Annotated in this window: 16 protein-coding genes; 2 read left to right on the top strand and 14 right to left on the bottom strand. The window is 56.4% G+C overall.

Annotated elements, in window-relative coordinates:
* Window positions 1–4 precede the first annotated feature (4 nt).
* The 14 genes from rffA to mtnA form a co-directional block, all read right to left on the bottom strand.
* On the bottom strand, window positions 5–1135 hold the full coding sequence (gene rffA, locus ACA053_RS20465) for a dTDP-4-amino-4,6-dideoxygalactose transaminase (RefSeq protein ID WP_497393545.1): 1131 nt from the start codon (window positions 1133–1135) through the stop codon (window positions 5–7).
* A 226-nt stretch (window positions 1136–1361) separates the two neighbouring features.
* Window positions 1362–2414, bottom strand: a complete 1053-nt coding sequence (locus ACA053_RS20470) for a Wzz/FepE/Etk N-terminal domain-containing protein (RefSeq protein ID WP_497393546.1) — start codon at window positions 2412–2414, stop codon at window positions 1362–1364.
* Window positions 2415–2487: 73 nt separating this feature from the next.
* The gene (locus ACA053_RS20475) at window positions 2488–3003 is read right to left on the bottom strand and encodes a hypothetical protein (RefSeq protein ID WP_497393547.1); all 516 of its coding nucleotides are present in this window, start codon (window positions 3001–3003) and stop codon (window positions 2488–2490) included.
* Between the two features lie 167 nt (window positions 3004–3170).
* Window positions 3171–3410: a lipopolysaccharide assembly protein LapA domain-containing protein gene (locus ACA053_RS20480; protein WP_497393548.1), complete on the bottom strand. Its 240-nt coding sequence runs from the start codon at window positions 3408–3410 to the stop codon at window positions 3171–3173.
* A 27-nt stretch (window positions 3411–3437) separates the two neighbouring features.
* Window positions 3438–3737 (bottom strand): integration host factor subunit beta, encoded by a 300-nt coding sequence (gene ihfB, locus ACA053_RS20485; protein WP_497393549.1) that lies wholly within the window; start codon window positions 3735–3737, stop codon window positions 3438–3440.
* Window positions 3738–3878: 141 nt separating this feature from the next.
* Window positions 3879–4157 (bottom strand): hypothetical protein, encoded by a 279-nt coding sequence (locus ACA053_RS20490; protein ID WP_497393551.1) that lies wholly within the window; start codon window positions 4155–4157, stop codon window positions 3879–3881.
* A gap of 217 nt (window positions 4158–4374) precedes the next feature.
* On the bottom strand, window positions 4375–6066 hold the full coding sequence (gene rpsA / locus ACA053_RS20495; protein WP_008148721.1) for a 30S ribosomal protein S1: 1692 nt from the start codon (window positions 6064–6066) through the stop codon (window positions 4375–4377).
* A 119-nt stretch (window positions 6067–6185) separates the two neighbouring features.
* On the bottom strand, window positions 6186–6875 hold the full coding sequence (gene cmk / locus ACA053_RS20500; RefSeq protein ID WP_497393552.1) for a (d)CMP kinase: 690 nt from the start codon (window positions 6873–6875) through the stop codon (window positions 6186–6188).
* Window positions 6872–9079 carry a bifunctional prephenate dehydrogenase/3-phosphoshikimate 1-carboxyvinyltransferase gene (locus tag ACA053_RS20505; protein WP_497396216.1) on the bottom strand — a complete coding sequence of 736 codons (2208 nt, stop codon included), beginning with the start codon at window positions 9077–9079 and terminating at the stop codon, window positions 6872–6874. Before ACA053_RS20505 ends, cmk begins: the two co-directional genes overlap by 4 nt.
* Before the next feature lie 28 nt (window positions 9080–9107).
* Window positions 9108–10220 carry a histidinol-phosphate transaminase gene (gene hisC, locus ACA053_RS20510; protein ID WP_497393553.1) on the bottom strand — a complete coding sequence of 371 codons (1113 nt, stop codon included), beginning with the start codon at window positions 10218–10220 and terminating at the stop codon, window positions 9108–9110.
* A 10-nt stretch (window positions 10221–10230) separates the two neighbouring features.
* Entirely contained in the window at window positions 10231–11325 is a 1095-nt protein-coding gene (gene pheA, locus ACA053_RS20515) for a prephenate dehydratase (RefSeq protein WP_016770924.1), read from the bottom strand.
* Complete coding sequence (serC, locus tag ACA053_RS20520; protein ID WP_109633731.1) at window positions 11325–12410, bottom strand: 3-phosphoserine/phosphohydroxythreonine transaminase; 1086 nt, start codon at window positions 12408–12410, stop codon at window positions 11325–11327. The genes pheA and serC overlap by 1 nt, the downstream gene beginning before the upstream one ends.
* Window positions 12411–12639: 229 nt before the next feature.
* Complete coding sequence (gyrA, locus tag ACA053_RS20525) at window positions 12640–15294, bottom strand: DNA gyrase subunit A (RefSeq protein WP_497312870.1); 2655 nt, start codon at window positions 15292–15294, stop codon at window positions 12640–12642.
* A 426-nt stretch (window positions 15295–15720) separates the two neighbouring features.
* Window positions 15721–16797 carry an S-methyl-5-thioribose-1-phosphate isomerase gene (mtnA, locus tag ACA053_RS20530; protein WP_497393554.1) on the bottom strand — a complete coding sequence of 359 codons (1077 nt, stop codon included), beginning with the start codon at window positions 16795–16797 and terminating at the stop codon, window positions 15721–15723.
* Between the two features lie 108 nt (window positions 16798–16905).
* On the opposite strand from mtnA, the gene ACA053_RS20535 reads away from it, so the two are divergent.
* Window positions 16906–18240: a TRZ/ATZ family hydrolase gene (locus ACA053_RS20535; protein WP_497393555.1), complete on the top strand. Its 1335-nt coding sequence runs from the start codon at window positions 16906–16908 to the stop codon at window positions 18238–18240.
* Between the two features lie 58 nt (window positions 18241–18298).
* A complete protein-coding gene (gene ubiG, locus ACA053_RS20540) occupies window positions 18299–18997 on the top strand; it encodes a bifunctional 2-polyprenyl-6-hydroxyphenol methylase/3-demethylubiquinol 3-O-methyltransferase UbiG (protein ID WP_109633737.1) in 699 nt (232 codons plus the stop codon).
* Window positions 18998–19000: the final 3 nt, after the last annotated feature.

Below are 19000 nucleotides of genomic sequence, written 5' to 3' on the forward strand. Positions count from 1 at the left end.
ACGATTACAATTTATCCAACGCATCTAAAACGGATTGAGTCACCTGCTCACGCTGATAAGCTTGCATTCCGTACCAAATAGGCAAACGGACAAGTCGCTCACTCTCTTTGGTAGTGTAACGATCTTCAGCAGGCATATAACCGAAGACCCGCCCACATGGAGACGAGTGCAAAGGGACGTAGTGAAAAACGCTCATCACATTATCTTTTTTAAGAGCTGCGATAAACTTCGTACGGTGTTCCAAGTCATCCAGTTTTAAAAAAAACATATGGGCGTTGTGCTCACAAGTTTTGGGGATTAACGGTAGGCCTAACTTATTTGAAACACCAGCAAAAGCCCTATAATACTCATTCCACGTATTAAGACGATCTTTGTTAATCTCATCAGCCACTAACAACTGACCGTATAAATAAGCTGCTTGCAACTCAGATGGAAGATAGCTACTGCCAATATCAACCCACGTGTATTTATCAACCATTCCACGCCAAAACTGGCTTCTGTTTGTCCCCTTCTCTCTGATTATTTCGGCCCGACTAATAAAGGATTCATCGTTAATCAGGAGCAATCCACCCTCACCACCACTGGTGTAGTTTTTTGTTTCATGAAAACTATAAGCGCCAAAGTGACCTATTGTCCCCAACGGTCGACCTTTGTAAGTCGACATCATCCCCTGAGCAGCATCTTCTATTACATAAAGCTTATGCCGCTCTGCAATATCCATAATTGCGTCCATTTCACACGCGACGCCTGCGTAGTGGACGGGAACAATGACCTTAGTTTTGTCTGTGATCGCCGCTTCAATCAGAGACTCATCGATGTTCATCGTATCAGGGCGAATATCGACAAATACTATTTTCGCGCCACGCAAGACAAAAGCATTTGCCGTACTGACAAATGTATAACTCGGCATTATGACTTCATCACCGGGCTCAATATTCACGAGCAAAGCGGCCATTTCCAGCGCTTGAGTGCATGAAGGTGTTAATAAGGCCTTCCGACAAGACAATTTTTCTTCAAACCATGTCTGACAGAGAATAGTAAATTCACCGTCGCCCGACATTTTGGAGCTACGCATTGCCGACGTGACGAATTGATCTTCATTGCCTGTATAGGGAGGCTTATTAAACGGAATCATTATTTGCTCATCCAAAAAAATATATTTCTAACCTTAGAAAATAACTGCAATTACCAACCATTGCTACAATGAAACATCTTTCCGAAAAATGGTACCAGGGACATATAGAACTCCTGCTTACCCTCCCCCACCTCCATTTGCGGCAGATCAGAGCGATTGTACACCTGTTTCAATCAAACCATCAAAATCATGTCGGCCGCCTTTCTAGGCTCGAACTGTCCTTCACCTACGACAACTCCATTCTGTCGTCACTGAGATAATTTCTCAGCAATGCAAATATGACTCCAAGAATGAGTCCTAGTATTAAACCAATTAATATTATTAGCGATTTTTTAGGACTGACCGGCTGATCCGGAATCTCAAGGTTTCCGTCCATTCTAAAAACTTCAACATTAGTGATATTCGATTCAAGCTCATTGAAAAAGTTATATTTCGTTTGTAGCGAGCGCAATCTGTCGATAAAGGGATCATCAGAATTCCTGGACTCCAAGTTCGCTATCTCAGCTTTCAGAGCCTTGGTTCCGCGCATATAAATAAGTTGCCCACTAAGACTCCCGGCAATTTCAACAGCTGGATTTCCACTGATGATTGGCGGTTTATCCAACCCAATTGCTTCCGCAACGCGCAATGCTTCTCGCAGCTTAATAATTGAGTCCTCACGTCCTTTGCGGCCAACCTCTCGCAGCAACGTGATTTCTTGATGAAGATTTCGTGCAAGGACGTCCGCCTCACTACCAATATTCCTCATCATCTCTTTTTTAGCCCGCTCGCTTGCCCGCGCTACGTACTTCCCAGCCATCATCGCTACCTTTTCCGCATCGTCGCCTTTTACAATTACCAAATACTTATCTGGCGAATCTTTTCCAGATACCGAGATGGTCAGCCACTTTGAAAAGTCAGCATACAACGCGTCCTGCGATCCTTTTCTCTCCGCCTCAGAAAGTGAAGGCAAATAAAAACCATTGAAAAATTCTCGCCGAAGTGATTCAGCCTGAAGATTACGTGTAAAAACATCATATACATCTTTAATCGTAAATGGTTCTAGTTGATTTTCTTTCGTCCGGCCGTAGTTGAAGTTAGCAATATTATTATTCGTTGGTGGAATAACAAATGCTTTGGCTTCATAAGTTGGCTGAATCACAAACATAATAATCGCGGAACAAAAAACAGTTAGAATAGTTATTCCGATTATAGCGAATCGTTGGCGCCACAGCACAGCCAATAATTTACGTAGATCTATATCATTAGCATCTGAGAAAACATTGGAGTTCTTCTGCATATTTACGAACCTCTTAAATCGTTAAACAATTTCTCCTATCGCTAATAAATTTGACAGGATTGAAAAATCTGAATTATCTTTTACCCTTGAAAGAGGTTTTAATATCGCACTCAATGTTGTCCTTAAGATTTATCGACATTACGTAAGGAAATAGTTTTCGAGTATGCGTGGATCGCAAATACGCTCCAGCAGTCTGGCAGATTTCATATCCAGCGAAGGCAGCTGATTGATGAAATTTCAAATGTACACCTAGATATCCCGCAGGCTGGGTAGCCAGCACGGGAGGCAGCAATTGAGCGCGAGATGGGATTTGGACGTTGCTCGCCCAGGACATGATTGAGCTGACTTCGATCATTGATGCCAATTCGGCCCGAAAACATTCCGAAACTAAAGAACTTTCAACTATTAATTCATGTTGATTTGTATGGGTATACGTCTCAACCAGCGTTATATGGTCGCAAGTATTTGCGCGGGCTTGACGGTTGGCTGCCACGCCATTCGAACCAGCATCGCTGGAGACTATGATGTTCACGTGAAAACATACCCTTGAGTTCTTGGCAGGGCCATCATCCCAGCGCTGACTGTCCATGAATGCAAAAGCTTCGTAATGACGGAAACGCTGTAAGAGCCAGTCTTAGCTCTCAACCCCATTGATACCAAAACCCCGCGGAGCATTTTACAGCTTAATTAAGGTTTTACTAACATATATAGACAAGCTGAAGCTAAAATTCAACGCCCTCTACGGAGATCTTGTTATCAGATAAGGCGCTTACGCCCAGGTCTGGAAGCACGTGACAGAAACCACCCGAGAATCGGACCAAGCACCATGCCACAGAGCAGCGCGACAACAATGGCCAGCGAGACTGAGACCTGCGGCCCAGCCCACCCAAGAAACATTAGCGAAACCAATTGCTGATTCTCGAGAACGAACACCAAGACCACTAAAACCAGCAACAGGACGCATACAGCGAGCAACACGCGCTTGGAATTACGCATGAGCAGCCCCTTTTATTGCAAGAGCGGTCATAGTCCCTCACCCTCCTCATCCTCATTCACCCGATCACGCAACTCCTTCCCTGGCTTGAAATGCGGAACGAACTTCCCATCAAGGCTTACAGACTGCCCTGTCTTAGGGTTACGTCCAACACGCGGCGCACGATAGTGCAGTGAAAAGCTGCCAAAACCACGGATCTCAATACGATCCCCAGTGGCCAGACATTGAGACATTTGTTCAAGCATGGTCTTGATGGCCAGCTCCACATCCTTGGATGAGAGCAGCCCTTGATGGGTGACAATTCGTTCGATCAACTCCGACTTCGTCATATTTTTCCCTTCTTTTTCAAGCAGCTAGGAAAAGCGCTTCAAAGGTTTTAGCATGCCCGGAGAAATTTGAACAGCCCGAGTTTTCACATATCTCTACTGGCAATGACCGCCCAATTACAACGAACTACAAGCCGATCCACCTCAGCGACAAATCACCAGCATGGTACGCGTCAGATAACCCGCAGGATTGAAGCCGAAAGGATATTCATCTTCATCCTTGGCATCATCAGACCTTGCGATAACCTTATATCCCCCCGCCTTACACTCTTTGTCCGCGCGCTTACGACACTTCTCCCACCCAGAACCCAATCCCGAACAATCTATCTCTACGCCACTGACTCCACGCACGGCATGGGTCCTGGCAGTCGTGCCACAACCCGCCAATGCCAGTACTGCCATTGCGACAATGAGCTTGTTCATGCACTTCCTTATGGCAGGCGCCCTGCCCGGCTTTCGTTCGCTTGAGCTAAAGACTAGCTGCAAATAAGCGATTGATCCGATTAAAGAAAGAGACAGCTCAGAGGGGTCATTGGTTTCAACGGCCGACAACCCGGCATGATCCCATCGACAGGCTCACCAAATCCCTGGCACAAAAAAGGGCGACCGAAGTCGCCCTTTTTCTATGGTCTGACAGAACTTAGTTCTGTTTTTCCATTTGTGCACGCAACAGGTCGCCCAGAGTGGTAGGACCAGCAGCGATGCTATCCGAAGGCTTGTCTTTCAAGCTTTGGATGGCTTCTTTCTCTTCAGCATCGTCTTTCGACTTGATGGAGAGCTGGATTACACGGCTCTTGCGGTCAACGCTGATGATCTTGGCTTCTACTTCCTGGCCTTCTTTCAGAACGTTGCGCGCGTCTTCAACGCGGTCACGGCTGATTTCGGAGGCTTTCAGAGTCGCTTCGATATCGTCGGCCAGAGTGATGATGGCGCCTTTAGCGTCAACTTCTTTCACGATGCCTTTAACGATTGCGCCTTTGTCGTTCTCTTGAACGTACTCGGAGAACGGATCGCTTTCCAGTTGCTTGATACCCAGGGAGATGCGCTCGCGCTCTGGGTCAACCGACAGGATAACGGTGTCCAGCTCGTCGCCCTTCTTGAAGCGGCGAACGGCTTCTTCGCCCACTTCGTTCCAGGAGATGTCGGACAGGTGAACCAGACCGTCGATGCCGCCGTCCAGACCAATGAAGATACCGAAATCGGTGATCGACTTGATGGTGCCGGAGATTTTATCGCCCTTGTTGAACTGGCCAGAGAAATCTTCCCATGGGTTAGATTTGCACTGCTTGATGCCGAGGGAGATACGACGACGCTCTTCGTCGATGTCCAGAACCATAACTTCCACTTCGTCGCCGACTTGTACGACTTTCGAAGGGTGGATGTTCTTGTTGGTCCAGTCCATTTCGGAAACGTGTACCAAGCCTTCAACGCCTTCTTCCAGCTCAGCGAAGCAGCCGTAGTCGGTCAGGTTGGTTACACGAGCGGTAACGCGAGTGCTTTCTGGGTAACGGGCTTTGATAGCAACCCATGGATCTTCGCCCAGTTGCTTGAGGCCCAGGGAAACACGATTGCGTTCGCGATCGTACTTCAGAACCTTGACATCGATCTCGTCGCCAACGTTGACGATTTCGGAAGGATGCTTGATACGTTTCCAAGCCATGTCGGTAATGTGCAGCAGGCCATCGACGCCACCCAGATCGACGAATGCGCCGTAATCGGTGAGGTTCTTGACGATACCTTTGACTTGTTGGCCTTCCTGCAGGGATTCCAGCAGAGCTTCACGCTCGGCGGAGTTCTCGGCTTCGAGGACGCTACGACGGGAAACGACAACGTTGTTGCGTTTCTGGTCAAGCTTGATGACCTTGAATTCCAGCTCTTTGCCTTCCAGGTGCGTGGTGTCGCGCACTGGACGGACGTCAACCAGAGAACCTGGCAGGAACGCACGGATGCCGTTAACGTCGACAGTGAAGCCGCCTTTAACCTTACCGTTGATAACGCCCTTGACCACTTCTTCGGCTGCGAAGGCTGCTTCCAGAACAATCCAGCATTCAGCGCGCTTGGCTTTTTCACGGGACAGCTTGGTTTCACCAAAGCCGTCTTCAACCGAGTCCAGAGCAACGTGAACTTCGTCACCGACGTTGATAGTCAGTTCGCCAGCATCGTTGTAGAACTGCTCAAGCGGGATGAGTGCTTCAGACTTCAGGCCAGCGTGAACGGTTACCCAGCGAGCTTGGTAATCGATATCAACGATAACACCGGTGATGATGGAGCCTGCCTGAAGGTTCAGGGTTTTTAGGCTTTCTTCAAAGAGTTCCGCAAAGCTTTCGCTCATTTTAATTCCTGTGAATGAGGGCGAAGGATACGCCCATCTCCACACCCCAGACGGTGTGGGTTAGTTTCATTTAGAAGAAGCGCCACAGGACTATGACTGGTCCCCTGCGGCCTTCTTGGTCACCCGGCGATATCGCGAATGGCGATCTCGCTCATGATGCGTTCCAGCACCTGAACGATGGATAATTCCGTGGAATCCAGCTGTATGGCGTCAGCCGCCGGCTTGAGCGGGGCTACCGCTCGCTGGGTGTCACGCTCATCGCGTGCACGTATCTCATCTAGCAGACTCGACAGACTAACACCATCGACTTTTCCCTTCAACTGCAAGTATCGACGGCGCGCACGCTCCTCGGCACTGGCAGTGAGGAATATCTTCAGCGGCGCGTCCGGAAAAACCACCGTGCCCATGTCGCGGCCATCGGCCACCAGACCCGGTGCTTCCTGAAAGGCACGCTGGCGCTGCAGCAGCGCCTCACGCACGGCGGGCAACGCAGCAACTTGGGAGGCACCAGAACCGACACTCTCGGTACGAATGACATCGCTGACTTCGTCACCTTCCAGAATGATTCGCTGCAGCTGACCTTCGGTCGCCGCAATGAACTGCACATCCAGATGAGCGGCAAGCTTTTTCAGCAGTTCTTCATTGGTCAGGTCAACGCCGTGGTTATGCGCAGCGAACGCCAACAGACGGTAAAGCGCACCGGAGTCCAGCAGATTCCAGCCCAGGCGCTTGGCCAGTATCCCGGCGACCGTGCCTTTGCCAGAGCCGCTTGGCCCATCAATGGTGATGACCGGTGCGATGATTTTCACGACTGAGCCTCTTGTGCAACACGGATGCCGACCTGCGCGCACAGCGCGAGGAAGTTCGGGAACGACGTCGCGACGTTGGCACAGTCATGGATGCGAATCGGTGCAGTGGCGCGCAGCGAAGCAACGCTGAACGCCATGGCAATCCGGTGATCGCCGTGACCGTGCACTTCGCCGCCGCCAATCAGGCCGCCGTCGATGATGATGCCGTCCGGGGTCGGTTCGCATTTGACGCCCAGCGCCAGCAAGCCATCGGCCATGACCTGGATCCGGTCCGATTCCTTGACCCGCAACTCTTCGGCGCCGCGCAGGATAGTGCGCCCTTCGGCACAGGCTGCGGCCACAAACAGCACAGGGAATTCGTCGATGGCCAGCGGAACCAGCGCTTCGGGAATCTCGATACCCTTGAGTTTAGCTGCACGTACGCGCAGGTCCGCTACCGGTTCGCCGCCGACTTCACGCTGGTTTTCCAAGGTGATGTCAGCGCCCATCAGGCGCAGGATGTCGATCACGCCGGTACGAGTCGGGTTAATGCCGACATGCTCAAGCACCAGCTCCGATCCTTCGGCGATTGACGCAGCGACCAGGAAGAACGCGGACGAGGAGATATCACCCGGCACTTCAATGTGAGTGGCCGTCAGTTTGTGGCCGGACTCGACCGAAGCGGTAGCGCCGTTGACACTGACCGGATAGCCGAAGCCACGCAGCATACGCTCGGTGTGATCGCGAGTCGGAGCCGGCTCGGTGACCGTGGTTTTGCCTTCAGCGTACAGACCGGCCAGCAGCAGGCAGGATTTAACCTGGGCACTGGCCATTGGCATGGTGTAAGTCAGGCCTTTGAGCTTGTTGCCACCACGAATGGTCATCGGTGGACGACCTTCTGCGGCGGTCTCGATCACCGCGCCCATTTCGCGCAGTGGATTGGCCACGCGATTCATCGGACGCTTGGACAGCGAAGCATCGCCTGTCAGCGTGCTGTCGAAGTCCTGCGCAGCCAGCAGGCCCGACAGCAGACGCATCGAGGTGCCGGAGTTGCCCAGATAGATCGGGCCTGGCGCAGGCTTCAAGCCATGCAGGCCGACGCCGTGAATGGTCACGCGACCGTGATGCGGACCTTCAATCACGACGCCCATGTCGCGGAAGGCTTGCAAGGTCGCCAGGGCGTCTTCACCCTCAAGGAAGCCTTCCACTTCGGTGACGCCTTCGGCCAGAGAGCCGAGCATGATCGAGCGGTGGGAAATCGATTTATCGCCCGGTACACGAATCCGCCCAGTCAGGCGGCCACCAGGTTGTGCCAGGAAAATCAGGTCGTTGGAGTTCATAGCGTCCACATAAGCCCGGCGGGCCAGGATTTTACTGAAATGTTCGCGGGCAACCCGGGCGCGTGTGAACACGCCCAACAATTGGTGCCCATCCCCTGCATCGACCGCGTCGCGCAAGGCGTCGAGGTCGCTGCGAAATGTATCGAGTGTGCGCAGGACAGCCTCGCGGTTCGCGAGGAAGATGTCGTGCCACATGACCGGGTCGCTCCCCGCGATTCTTGTGAAATCGCGAAAACCGCCGGCAGCGTAACGGAAGATCTCAAGGTTTTCATTGCGCTTGGCCAGTGAATCGACCAGACCGAACGCCAACAAGTGCGGCAAATGGCTGGTCGCCGCCAACACTTCGTCGTGACGTTCAACCTGCATGTGCTCGACGTCGGCGCCCAATTCGCGCCACAAACGGTCGACCACTGCCAGCGCAGCCGGATCGGTTTGATCCAGCGGCGTCAAAATCACTTTATGACGACGGAACAGTTCGGCATTGGAGGCTTCCACCCCGCTCTGCTCGGAACCGGCAATCGGATGGCCCGGAACGAAACGCGCCGGCATGCCGCCAAACGCTTCGGTCGCGGCACGCACGACATTGCCTTTGGCGCTGCCGACGTCGGTCAGAATCGCTTGCCCCAGGTCCATGCCCGCCAAACGGCCGAGCATTTTTTCCATGGCGAGGATCGGTACGGCGAGCTGAATCACGTCCGCCCCCTGGCAAGCAACCGCCAGGTCTTCTTCGCAACGATCCACCACGCCCAATTCAACCGCGAGCTTGCGCGACTGTGGGTCGAGATCGACTCCGACCACTTCGCGGCACAGGCCACTTTCGCGCAAACCCTTGGCAAACGAACCGCCGATCAACCCCAGACCGACCACCACCAGGCGACCGATCATAGGGGCAGCAGATTGCAGTGCAGTGACATCAACCACGAGCCAGAACCTTGGTCAGCGCCTCGAGGAAGCGGCTGTTTTCAGTTGGCAAACCGATGGTGATGCGCAGGTGGTTCGGCATGCCGTAGTTGGCGACCGGACGCACGATCACGCCTTCGCGCAGCAACCCCTGGAAGATCGGCGCAGCCACTTGCCCCATATCGACGCAGATGAAGTTGCCTTTGGACGGAATCCAGCTCAGCCCCAACTCACGGAAACCCGCTTCCAGTTGCTGCATGCCAGACTCGTTGAGGCGACGGCTTTCAGCCAGGTAATCGGCGTCTTGCAGCGCAGCGCACGCAGCGGCCAGGGCCAGGCTGTTGACGTTGAACGGCTGACGCACGCGGTTCAGCACATCGGCAACCACGGCAGTGGACAAGCCGTAACCGACCCGCAACGCCGCCAGGCCATAAGCCTTGGAGAACGTGCGCGAAACCAGCAGGTTCGGGTACGCCGCCAGGAAGTCCAGGCCATCCGGCAAATCGCTGCCTTCGGCGTATTCGATGTAGGCCTCATCCAGCACTACCAGCACGTGTTCCGGTACGTCCTGAAGGAATTCGTCCAGCGCCTCGGCATCGAACCAGGTCCCGGTCGGGTTGTTCGGGTTGGCGATGAACACCACGCGGGTGTCAGCATCGATCGCTGACAGCATGGCTGGCAGATCATGGCCCCAGTCTTTGGCCGGGATCACTTTAGCCGTCGCGCCAACGGCCTGAGTCACGATCGGGTAGACCGCAAACGCATGCTCGCTGAATACGGCGTTCAGGCCCGGCGCCAGGTACGCGCGCGCGACCAGCTCCAGAATGTCGTTGGAGCCATTGCCCAGCGTCACCTGATTGAGTTCGACGCGGCACTGCTCGGCCAGCAGGGTCTTGAGCGCAAAACCGTTGCCGTCCGGATAGCGGGTCAGCTCGGCCAGTTCGTCGCGAATGGCCGCCAGCGCCTTTGGACTGGCGCCCAACGGGTTTTCATTGCTGGCCAGCTTGATGATCTTCGCGGGATCGATATTCAGCTCGCGCGCCAGTTCGTCCACGGGTTTGCCCGGAACGTAAGGCGAAAGTTGTTGCACGCCCGGCTGTGCCAGAGCGAGGAAGTCACCACTCATTTGCTACCCCTTAGAGAACTGCTTTCGGGTAGGAACCCAGCACTTTGAGTGCTACTGCTTCCTGACTGATCTTTTCCAATACGCCCTTGATCAACGGATCACGGTGGTGGCCAACGAAGTCGATGAAGAACACGTAGGTCCATTTACCGCTGCGCGACGGACGGGTCTCGATCCGCGTCAGGTCGATGCCGTTGTCGTGGAACGGCACCAGCAACTCATGAAGCGCACCGGGCTTGTTGCTCATGGAGACGATAATCGAGGTCTTGTCGTCGCCAGTCGGCGGCACTTCCTGGTTACCGATCATCAGGAATCGCGTGGAGTTGTCCGGGCGATCCTCGATTTTTTCGGCCAGGCGGGTCAGCCCGTACAAGCCTGCCGCCATGTCGCCGGCAATCGCCGCCGAGTTCCACTCGCCCTTGACCCGCTTGGCCGCTTCGGCGTTGCTGGAAACCGCCACGCGCTCTACGTTCGGGTAGTGTGCGTCCAGCCACTTGCGGCACTGGGCCAGCGACTGGGCATGGGAGTAGATGCGACTGATGCTGTCGGTCTTGGTGTTTTCACCGACCAGCAAGTGATGGTGAATCCGCAACTCGACTTCGCCACAGATGACCATGTCGTGCTCGAGGAAGCTGTCGAGGGTGTGGTTGACCGCGCCTTCGGTGGAGTTTTCCACCGGGACCACGCCAAAATTCACCGCACCGGCCGCCACTTCACGGAACACTTCATCGATCGCCGCCATCGGCTTGCTGATCACGGCGTGACCGAAGTGCTTCATGGCGGCGGCCTGGGTGAAGGTGCCTTCAGGGCCGAGGTAAGCCACTTTCAGCGGCTGCTCGAGGGCCAGACACGAAGACATGATCTCGCGAAACAATCGCGCCATCTCTTCGTTGCCCAGCGGCCCCTGATTGCGCTCCATCACGCGCTTGAGCACCTGAGCCTCACGCTCAGGACGATAGAACACCGGCACTTCGCCTTCGGCCAGCGAGGCCATCTTTACTCGCGCAACTTCCTGGGCGCAGCGTGCGCGCTCGCTGATCAGCTCCAGGACTTTGGTGTCCAGGGCGTCAATGCGAACGCGCAGTGCCTTGAGTTCTTGCTCAGACATTAACCGTGTTCCTTCTCGAACTCTGCCATGTACGAAACCAGTGCGTTGACCGCAACGATATCGACGGCGTTATAGATGGAGGCACGCATGCCACCCACGGAACGGTGACCCTTGAGGTTCAGCAGGCCACGCTCGTCGGCACCGGCCAGGAATGGCTTGTCGAGACGGTCGTCAGCCAGGCGGAACGGCACGTTCATCCACGAGCGGTCCGACCTGTTGATCGGGTTGCTGTACAAGCCGCTGGCATCAATGAAGTCGTACAGCGTGCGCTGCTTCACTTCGTTGAGCTTGCCGATGGCTTCAACACCACCCTGCTCTTTCAGCCACTCGAATACCAGACCCGACAAGTACCAGGCCAGGGTTGGCGGAGTGTTGTACATCGAGCCGTTGTCGGCCGCGACCTTGTAGTTGAGCATGGTCGGGCACAGGGAACGGGCATGACCCAACAGGTCTTCGCGAATGATGTTCACGACGATGCCGCTCGGGCCAATGTTTTTCTGGGCACCGGCGTAGATCATGCCGAACCGTGAAACATCGATTGGACGCGAGAGGATGTCCGAAGACATGTCGGCCACCAGCGGAACGTCGCCGGTTTCCGGGACCCAGTTGAATTCCAGGCCGCCAATGGTTTCGTTCGGCGCGTAGTGAACGTAGGCCGCGTCTTTCGACAGGCTCCACTCGTTCTGACCAGGAATTGCGAAATAGTCGTAAGGCTTGGCAGTAGCGGCAACGTTGACGCGGCCGTAGCGCGAGGCTTCTTCGATGGCTTTCTGCGACCAGATACCGGTGTCGATATAGTCGGCCGTGCCGTTTTCCGGCAACAGGTTCAGCGGAATCTGGGCAAATTGCTGGCTGGCGCCACCTTGCAGAAACAGCACTTTATAGTTCGAAGGGATATTCAGCAGATCACGCAGATCCTGCTCGGCCTTGGTGGCGATGGACACGAACTCATCACTGCGATGGCTCATCTCCATGACCGAGAGGCCCTTGCCGTGCCAATCAAGGAGTTCACCCTGGGCGCGCTGCAGGACAGCTTCGGGAAGTGCCGCAGGACCGGCACAGAAGTTATAGGCTCTCTTGCTCACATCCAATCTCGCTCTGATTTGGTGGGTCACGCAAACGTATCAGTCGACACCAGGCCCAACGTGGGAGCGGGCTTGCTCGCGAAAGCGGTGTAACAGGCGACATCTGTGCTGAATGTCAGTCCGTCTTCGCGAGCAAGCCCGCTCCCACAAGGGATCTCCATGGGCGTCGATATTTCATCAGGGACAAACAACAAGGGGGCGAATTTTCATCCGCCCCCTGTTTGTCCACTTACTCTTGTGGCTCTTCGTCAGCAGCGGCGTCGAGTTGCTGATCTTCAACCACGTCGTCGATCACGACTTCGCCGTCGAACACCGCACCCTCTTCACCTTCAATCTCTTCGCCTTCGACTTCCGATGGCTCCTGAACCCGCTCCAGACCTACCAGCGTTTCATCGCTGGCCAGTTTGATCAGGGTCACGCCCTGGGTGTTACGACCCAGGCTGGAGACTTCGTCGACTCGGGTACGAACCAGGGTGCCCTGGTCGGAGATCAACATGATCTCCTCGCCGTCGAGCACCTGGACCGCGCCGACCAGACGGCCGTTACGGTCGTTGCTGACCATGGCGATAACGCCCTGACCGCCACGCTTGTACTCAGGGAACTCGGTGATCGCCGTGCGCTTGCCGAAACCACGGGCCGAAGCGGTGAGGATCTGGCTGCCTTCTTCAGGGATCAGCATGGAAATCAGCTTCTGGCCTTCCGGCAGACGCATCCCGCGCACACCACGAGCGGTACGGCCCATGGCGCGAACGTCGGTTTCCTTGAAGCGAGTGACCTTGCCGCCGTCAGAGAACAGCATGACTTCGCGGCTGCCATCTGTAATGGAAGCTGAAATCAGTACGTCACCTTCGTCCAGCTCCAGCGCGATCAGGCCGACGCTGCGTTGACGGCTGAAGGATTCCAGCGGGGTCTTCTTCACGGTGCCTTTGGCGGTAGCCATGAAGATGAAGTGACCTTCGGTGTACTCTTCGACCGGCAACATGGTGGTGATGTATTCATCACTGTCCAGCGGCAGCAGGTTGACCAGCGGACGGCCACGGGCCGCACGGGACGCTTCCGGAATTTCGTAGGTTTTCAGCCAGTACACTTTGCCTTTGCTGGAGAACAGCAGCAGCGTGGTGTGGCTGTTGGCGACCAGCAGGTGAGCGATGTAGTCCTCATCCTTCACGCCAGTCGCCGATTTACCTTTACCGCCACGACGCTGAGCCTGGTACGCAGCCAAAGGCTGGGTCTTGGCGTAGCCACCGTGGGAGATGGTCACGACGCGCTCTTCTTCCGGGATCATGTCACCCAGGGTCAGGTCGAGGCGGGCATCGAGAATCTCGGTGCGGCGCACGTCGCCGTATTCGGCACGGATCACTTCCAGCTCTTCGCGGATCACTTCCATCAGGCGCGTGGCGCTGCTGAGGATGCGGATCAGCTCGCCGATCTGGTTGAGGATCTCTTGATACTCGGCCAGCAGCTTTTCATGTTCCAGACCGGTCAGGCGGTGCAGACGCAGTTCCAGAATGGCTTGTGCCTGTTCCGGCGACAGGAAGTACTTGCCTTCGCGCAGACCGTATTGCGGGTCCAGGGTCTCTGGACGGCACGAATCAGCACCGGCACGCTCAACCATCGCGACCACGGCGGAGGATTCCCACGCGGTCTTGATCAGCGCTTCCTTGGCTTCCGATGGGGTCGGCGAAGCCTTGATCAGGGCGATGACCGGGTCGATGTTCGACAGGGCAACCGCTTGACCTTCCAGGATGTGACCACGTTCGCGCGCTTTACGCAGTTCGAACACGGTACGACGGGTAACCACTTCGCGACGGTGACGAACGAAGGCTTCCAGCAGGTCCTTGAGGTTCAGGATCCGTGGACGGCCGTCGATCAGCGCAACGATGTTGATACCGAACACGGCTTGCAGCTGGGTCTGGGCGTAGAGGTTGTTGAGGATCACCTCAGGCACTTCGCCGCGACGCAGTTCGATCACGACGCGCATACCGTCCTTGTCGGACTCGTCGCGCAGTTCGGTGATGCCTTCGAGCTTCTTCTCTTTTACCAGCTCGGCGATCTTCTCGATCAGACGGGCTTTGTTCAGCTGGTAAGGGAGTTCGGTGATGACGATCTGCTGACGGCCACCGACCTTGTCGATGTCTTCGATCATCGAGCGGGCGCGCATGTAAATGCGGCCGCGACCAGTGCGATAGGCTTCGATGATGCCGGCGCGACCGTTGATGATCGCGGCGGTCGGGAAGTCCGGACCGGGGATGTATTGCATCAGCTCATCGATGGTTAACTCTGGGTTGTCGATGAGCGCCAGGCAACCGTCGATGACTTCGCCGAGGTTGTGCGGTGGGATGTTGGTCGCCATGCCCACGGCGATACCGCTGGAGCCGTTGACCAACAGGTTGGGAATTCGGGTCGGCATGACCGCCGGGATCATTTCGGTGCCGTCGTAGTTCGGCACCCAGTCCACGGTTTCTTTGTGCAGGTCAGCCAGCAGCTCGTGCGCCAGCTTGGTCATGCGCACTTCGGTGTATCGCATGGCGGCGGCGTTGTCGCCGTCCACGGAACCGAAGTTGCCCTGACCGTCTACCAGCAGGTAGCGCAGCGAAAATGGCTGCGCCATCCGAACGATGGTGTCGTACACCGCGGTATCACCGTGCGGGTGATACTTACCGATTACGTCACCGACAACACGGGCAGATTTCTTGTACGGCTTGTTGAAGTCGTTGCCCAGCTCGCTCATCGCGAACAGCACACGCCGGTGCACGGGCTTCAAGCCATCGCGCGCATCCGGCAGGGCCCGCCCGACGATTACGCTCATTGCGTAGTCGAGGTAGGACTGCTTCAGCTCGTCTTCGATATTGACCGGGAGGATTTCTTTGGCCAGTTCGCCCATGAGAAGCTCGATTCCTTTTTCTGGTGAAACTTCGTCACATCCATATGGGACGAACGAAGCTCGCCGCTGCAGGCTGAGTGCCATGCACCGACTTACGACAAATCAACAAGTTGAACCATGGATTTGCGCAGTAAAGACAACCCCGTGGGACTGCCTCGGAAAACGCCGGATGTTATCACAAGAGCCGCCACGCACCTATCCCCCAGATGCGCATGGAGTGTAGTTAGTTGACTGGTGGCAGGCTGAAAGGGGACGAGAGAGGCTTAGAGCCGCTCCGAATGCAGAATCGACAGCTGAATTGCGGATGTTTATTGACTTTTAGGGTCCTCATCGCCAGCAGGCTGGCTCCCACAGGATCGGTGTCGATCATAAATCCTGTGGGAGCCAGCCTGCTGGCGATGTCGATTTACAAGGCGCCGGACGCTCTCAATGCAGACGCTTGCGGCACATCAACTGCGCCATTTTCGCGGTGTCGGGGCGTTCGACGATGCCTTTTTCGGTAACGATCGCATCGATCAGGTCCGCCGGGGTCACGTCGAATACCGGGTTGAACGCATCAACCTCCGCCCCCACCCGCCTGCCGCCGACTTCCAGCAATTCGCGACCCTCACGCTCTTCGATAGGAATCTCGTCGCCGCTGGCCAGGTTCATGTCGATGGTCGAACTCGGTGCCACCACCATGAAGCGCACGCCGTGGTGCATGGCGTTGACCGCCAGCTGATACGTGCCGATCTTGTTGGCCACGTCACCATTGGCGGTGATCCGGTCGGCGCCGACGATCACCCAGGTCACGCCCTTGGTTTTCATGATGTGCGCGGCGGCCGAGTCGGCGTTGACGGTCACGGGAATGCCTTCATTGGCCAATTCCCACGCGGTCAATCGCGAACCTTGCAGCCATGGACGGGTTTCGTCGGCGTAGACGCGCTCGACCATGCCTTCGATAAAGGCCCCGCGAATCACCCCCAACGCCGTGCCGAAGCCGCCAGTGGCCAGTGCGCCAGTATTGCAGTGGGTCAGGATTGCCTGGGCATTGCCCTGGTGCTTGCGGATCAGGTCCACGCCCAGTTGCGCCATGGTCAGGTTGGCTTCGCGATCGCTTTCATGAATGGCGATGGCTTCCGCTTCAAGCACCGACAACGGATCGGCGTGATGCTTCAAGCGCTCTAGCCGATCACGCATGCGACCCAAGGCCCAGAACAGATTGACTGCGGTCGGACGGGAGTCGGCGAGCAGCGCGAAATCTTCTTCCAGCGCCGCCTGCCAGTCGCCCCCCTCCGCAAACCGTGTACGGGCTGCCAACACCACGCCATACGCGGCGCTGATGCCGATGGCCGGCGCACCACGCACCACCATCGAGCGAATGGCCTCGGCCACGCCCGCGGCGCCGGTGTAGGCGATCCACGTTTCCTCGAACGGCAAAATACGCTGATCCAGCAGGTACAGGGCGCCATCACGCCAATCGATGGCCTTCACCTTCTCCGCAGCCAACAGTCGATCGCGCATCCCACACCCCGCACTCATGAACAAAAGCCGCCGATTATAGCGATCCCCCCGCGAAGACGCTCGGGTATACTTCGCCATCCTTTACAAAAGCACTGGAACCGACCCTCGATGCCGAACACTGCCGCTGCGCTCGACCTGTTATTGCTGCCGACCTGGCTGGTACCCGTCGAACCCGCTGGTGTTGTCCTCAAAGAGCACGGCATCGGCATTCGCGACGGGCGTATCGTGTTTATCGGCCCAAGGTCGGCTGCGCTGAAGCTTAACGCAACCGAAGTACGCGAGTTGCCGGACATGTTGCTCAGCCCCGGCTTGATCAATGCCCACGGGCATGCGGCGATGACGCTGTTCCGGGGCCTGGCCGACGATCTGCCACTGATGACCTGGCTGGAAAACCACATCTGGCCCGCCGAGGCCAAGTGGGTCGACGAAGACTTTGTACGCGATGGCACTGACCTGGCCATCGCCGAGCAGATAAAAGGTGGCATCACCTGCTTCTCTGACATGTATTTCTTCCCGAAGGTTGCCAGCGAACGCGTGCATAACAGTGGCATTCGTGCACAAATCGCCATTCCGATCCTCGACTTCCCGATTCCAGGGGCCAGCTCGGCGGACGAGGCCATTCGTCAGGGCGTCGAACTGTTCGGCGATCTCAAGCACCACGAGCGCATTAAAGTCACCTTCGGCCCTCATGCGCCCTACACCGTGGGCGACGAAAACCTGGAGAAAATCCGGGTGATCGCCGAAGAGCTGGACGCCTCGATTCACATGCACGTCCATGAAACCGCATTCGAAGTACAGCAAGCGGTCGAGCAGCGTGGTGAACGCCCGCTGGCTCGACTCGGGCGCCTGGGCTTGCTCGGCCCGCGCTTCCAGGCCGTGCACATGACCCAGATCAGCGATGAAGACCTGGTGCTGCTGGTAGAAAGCAACACCAATGTGATTCATTGCCCGGAGTCCAACCTCAAGCTGGCGAGCGGTTTCTGCCCGGTCGAGCGTCTGTGGCAGGCCGGCGTCAATGTCGCGATCGGAACCGATGGCGCGGCCAGCAACAATGACCTGGACCTGCTCGGCGAAACCCGCACTGCCGCGTTGCTGGCCAAGGCTGTCGCCGGCTCGGCTATTGCGCTGGACGCCCATCGTGCGCTGCGCATGGCCACGCTCAACGGCGCCCGTGCGCTGGGGATCGAGACTGAAGTCGGCTCGCTGGAAGTCGGCAAAGCCGCGGACATCGTCGCGTTCGACCTTTCAGGCCTGGCGCAGCAACCGGTCTACGATCCGGTTTCGCAGCTTATATACGCCACCGGCCGGGACTGCGTGAAACACCTGTGGGTCGCCGGCAAGCAACTGCTCGACGACCGTCGCCTGACCCGCCTGGACGAAGAGCAGCTCTGCGCCACCGCCAAGGCCTGGGGCCAGCGCATCAGTGGCCACACCGAATTGTAAGCACCCCGGCCTGAACATCGGGGCAACAGGATTTTTCAAGTTTTAGAGGACTTAAACCATGAGTAACGTCGACTACGCCGAAATCGCCAAATTCGAAGCCCTGGCCCATCGTTGGTGGGACCGCGAAAGCGAGTTCAAACCGCTGCACGACATCAACCCGCTGCGGGTCAACTGGATTGACGAACGGGTCAATCTGGCCGGCAAGAAAGTCCTCGATGTGGGCTGCGGTGGCGGCATCCTCAGCGAAGCCATGGCCCAGCGCGGCGCTACCGTCATGGGTATCGACATGGGCGAAGCGCCGCTGGCGGTCGCGCAATTGCATCAGCTGGAATCCGGCGTGAGCGTCGAATACCGGCAGATCACCGCCGAAGCGCTGGCCGAAGAAATGCCCGAGCAGTTCGACGTGGTCACCTGCCTGGAAATGCTGGAGCACGTGCCGGATCCGTCCTCGGTGATCCGCGCCTGCTTCAAAATGGTCAAACCGGGCGGCCAAGTGTTTTTCTCCACCATCAACCGCAACCCGAAGGCGTACCTGTTCGCGATCGTCGGCGCCGAATACATCATGAAGCTGTTGCCACGCGGCACCCACGACTTCAAGAAATTCATCCGCCCTTCCGAGCTGGGCGCCTGGAGCCGCATGGCTGGCCTGACCGTCAAGGACATCATCGGGTTGACGTACAACCCACTGACCAAGCACTACAAACTGGCGGCCGATGTCGACGTCAATTACATGATCCAGACCCTGCGCGAGGAGTAAGCC

This window comes from Pseudomonas sp. LBUM1672, from assembly GCF_059695655.1.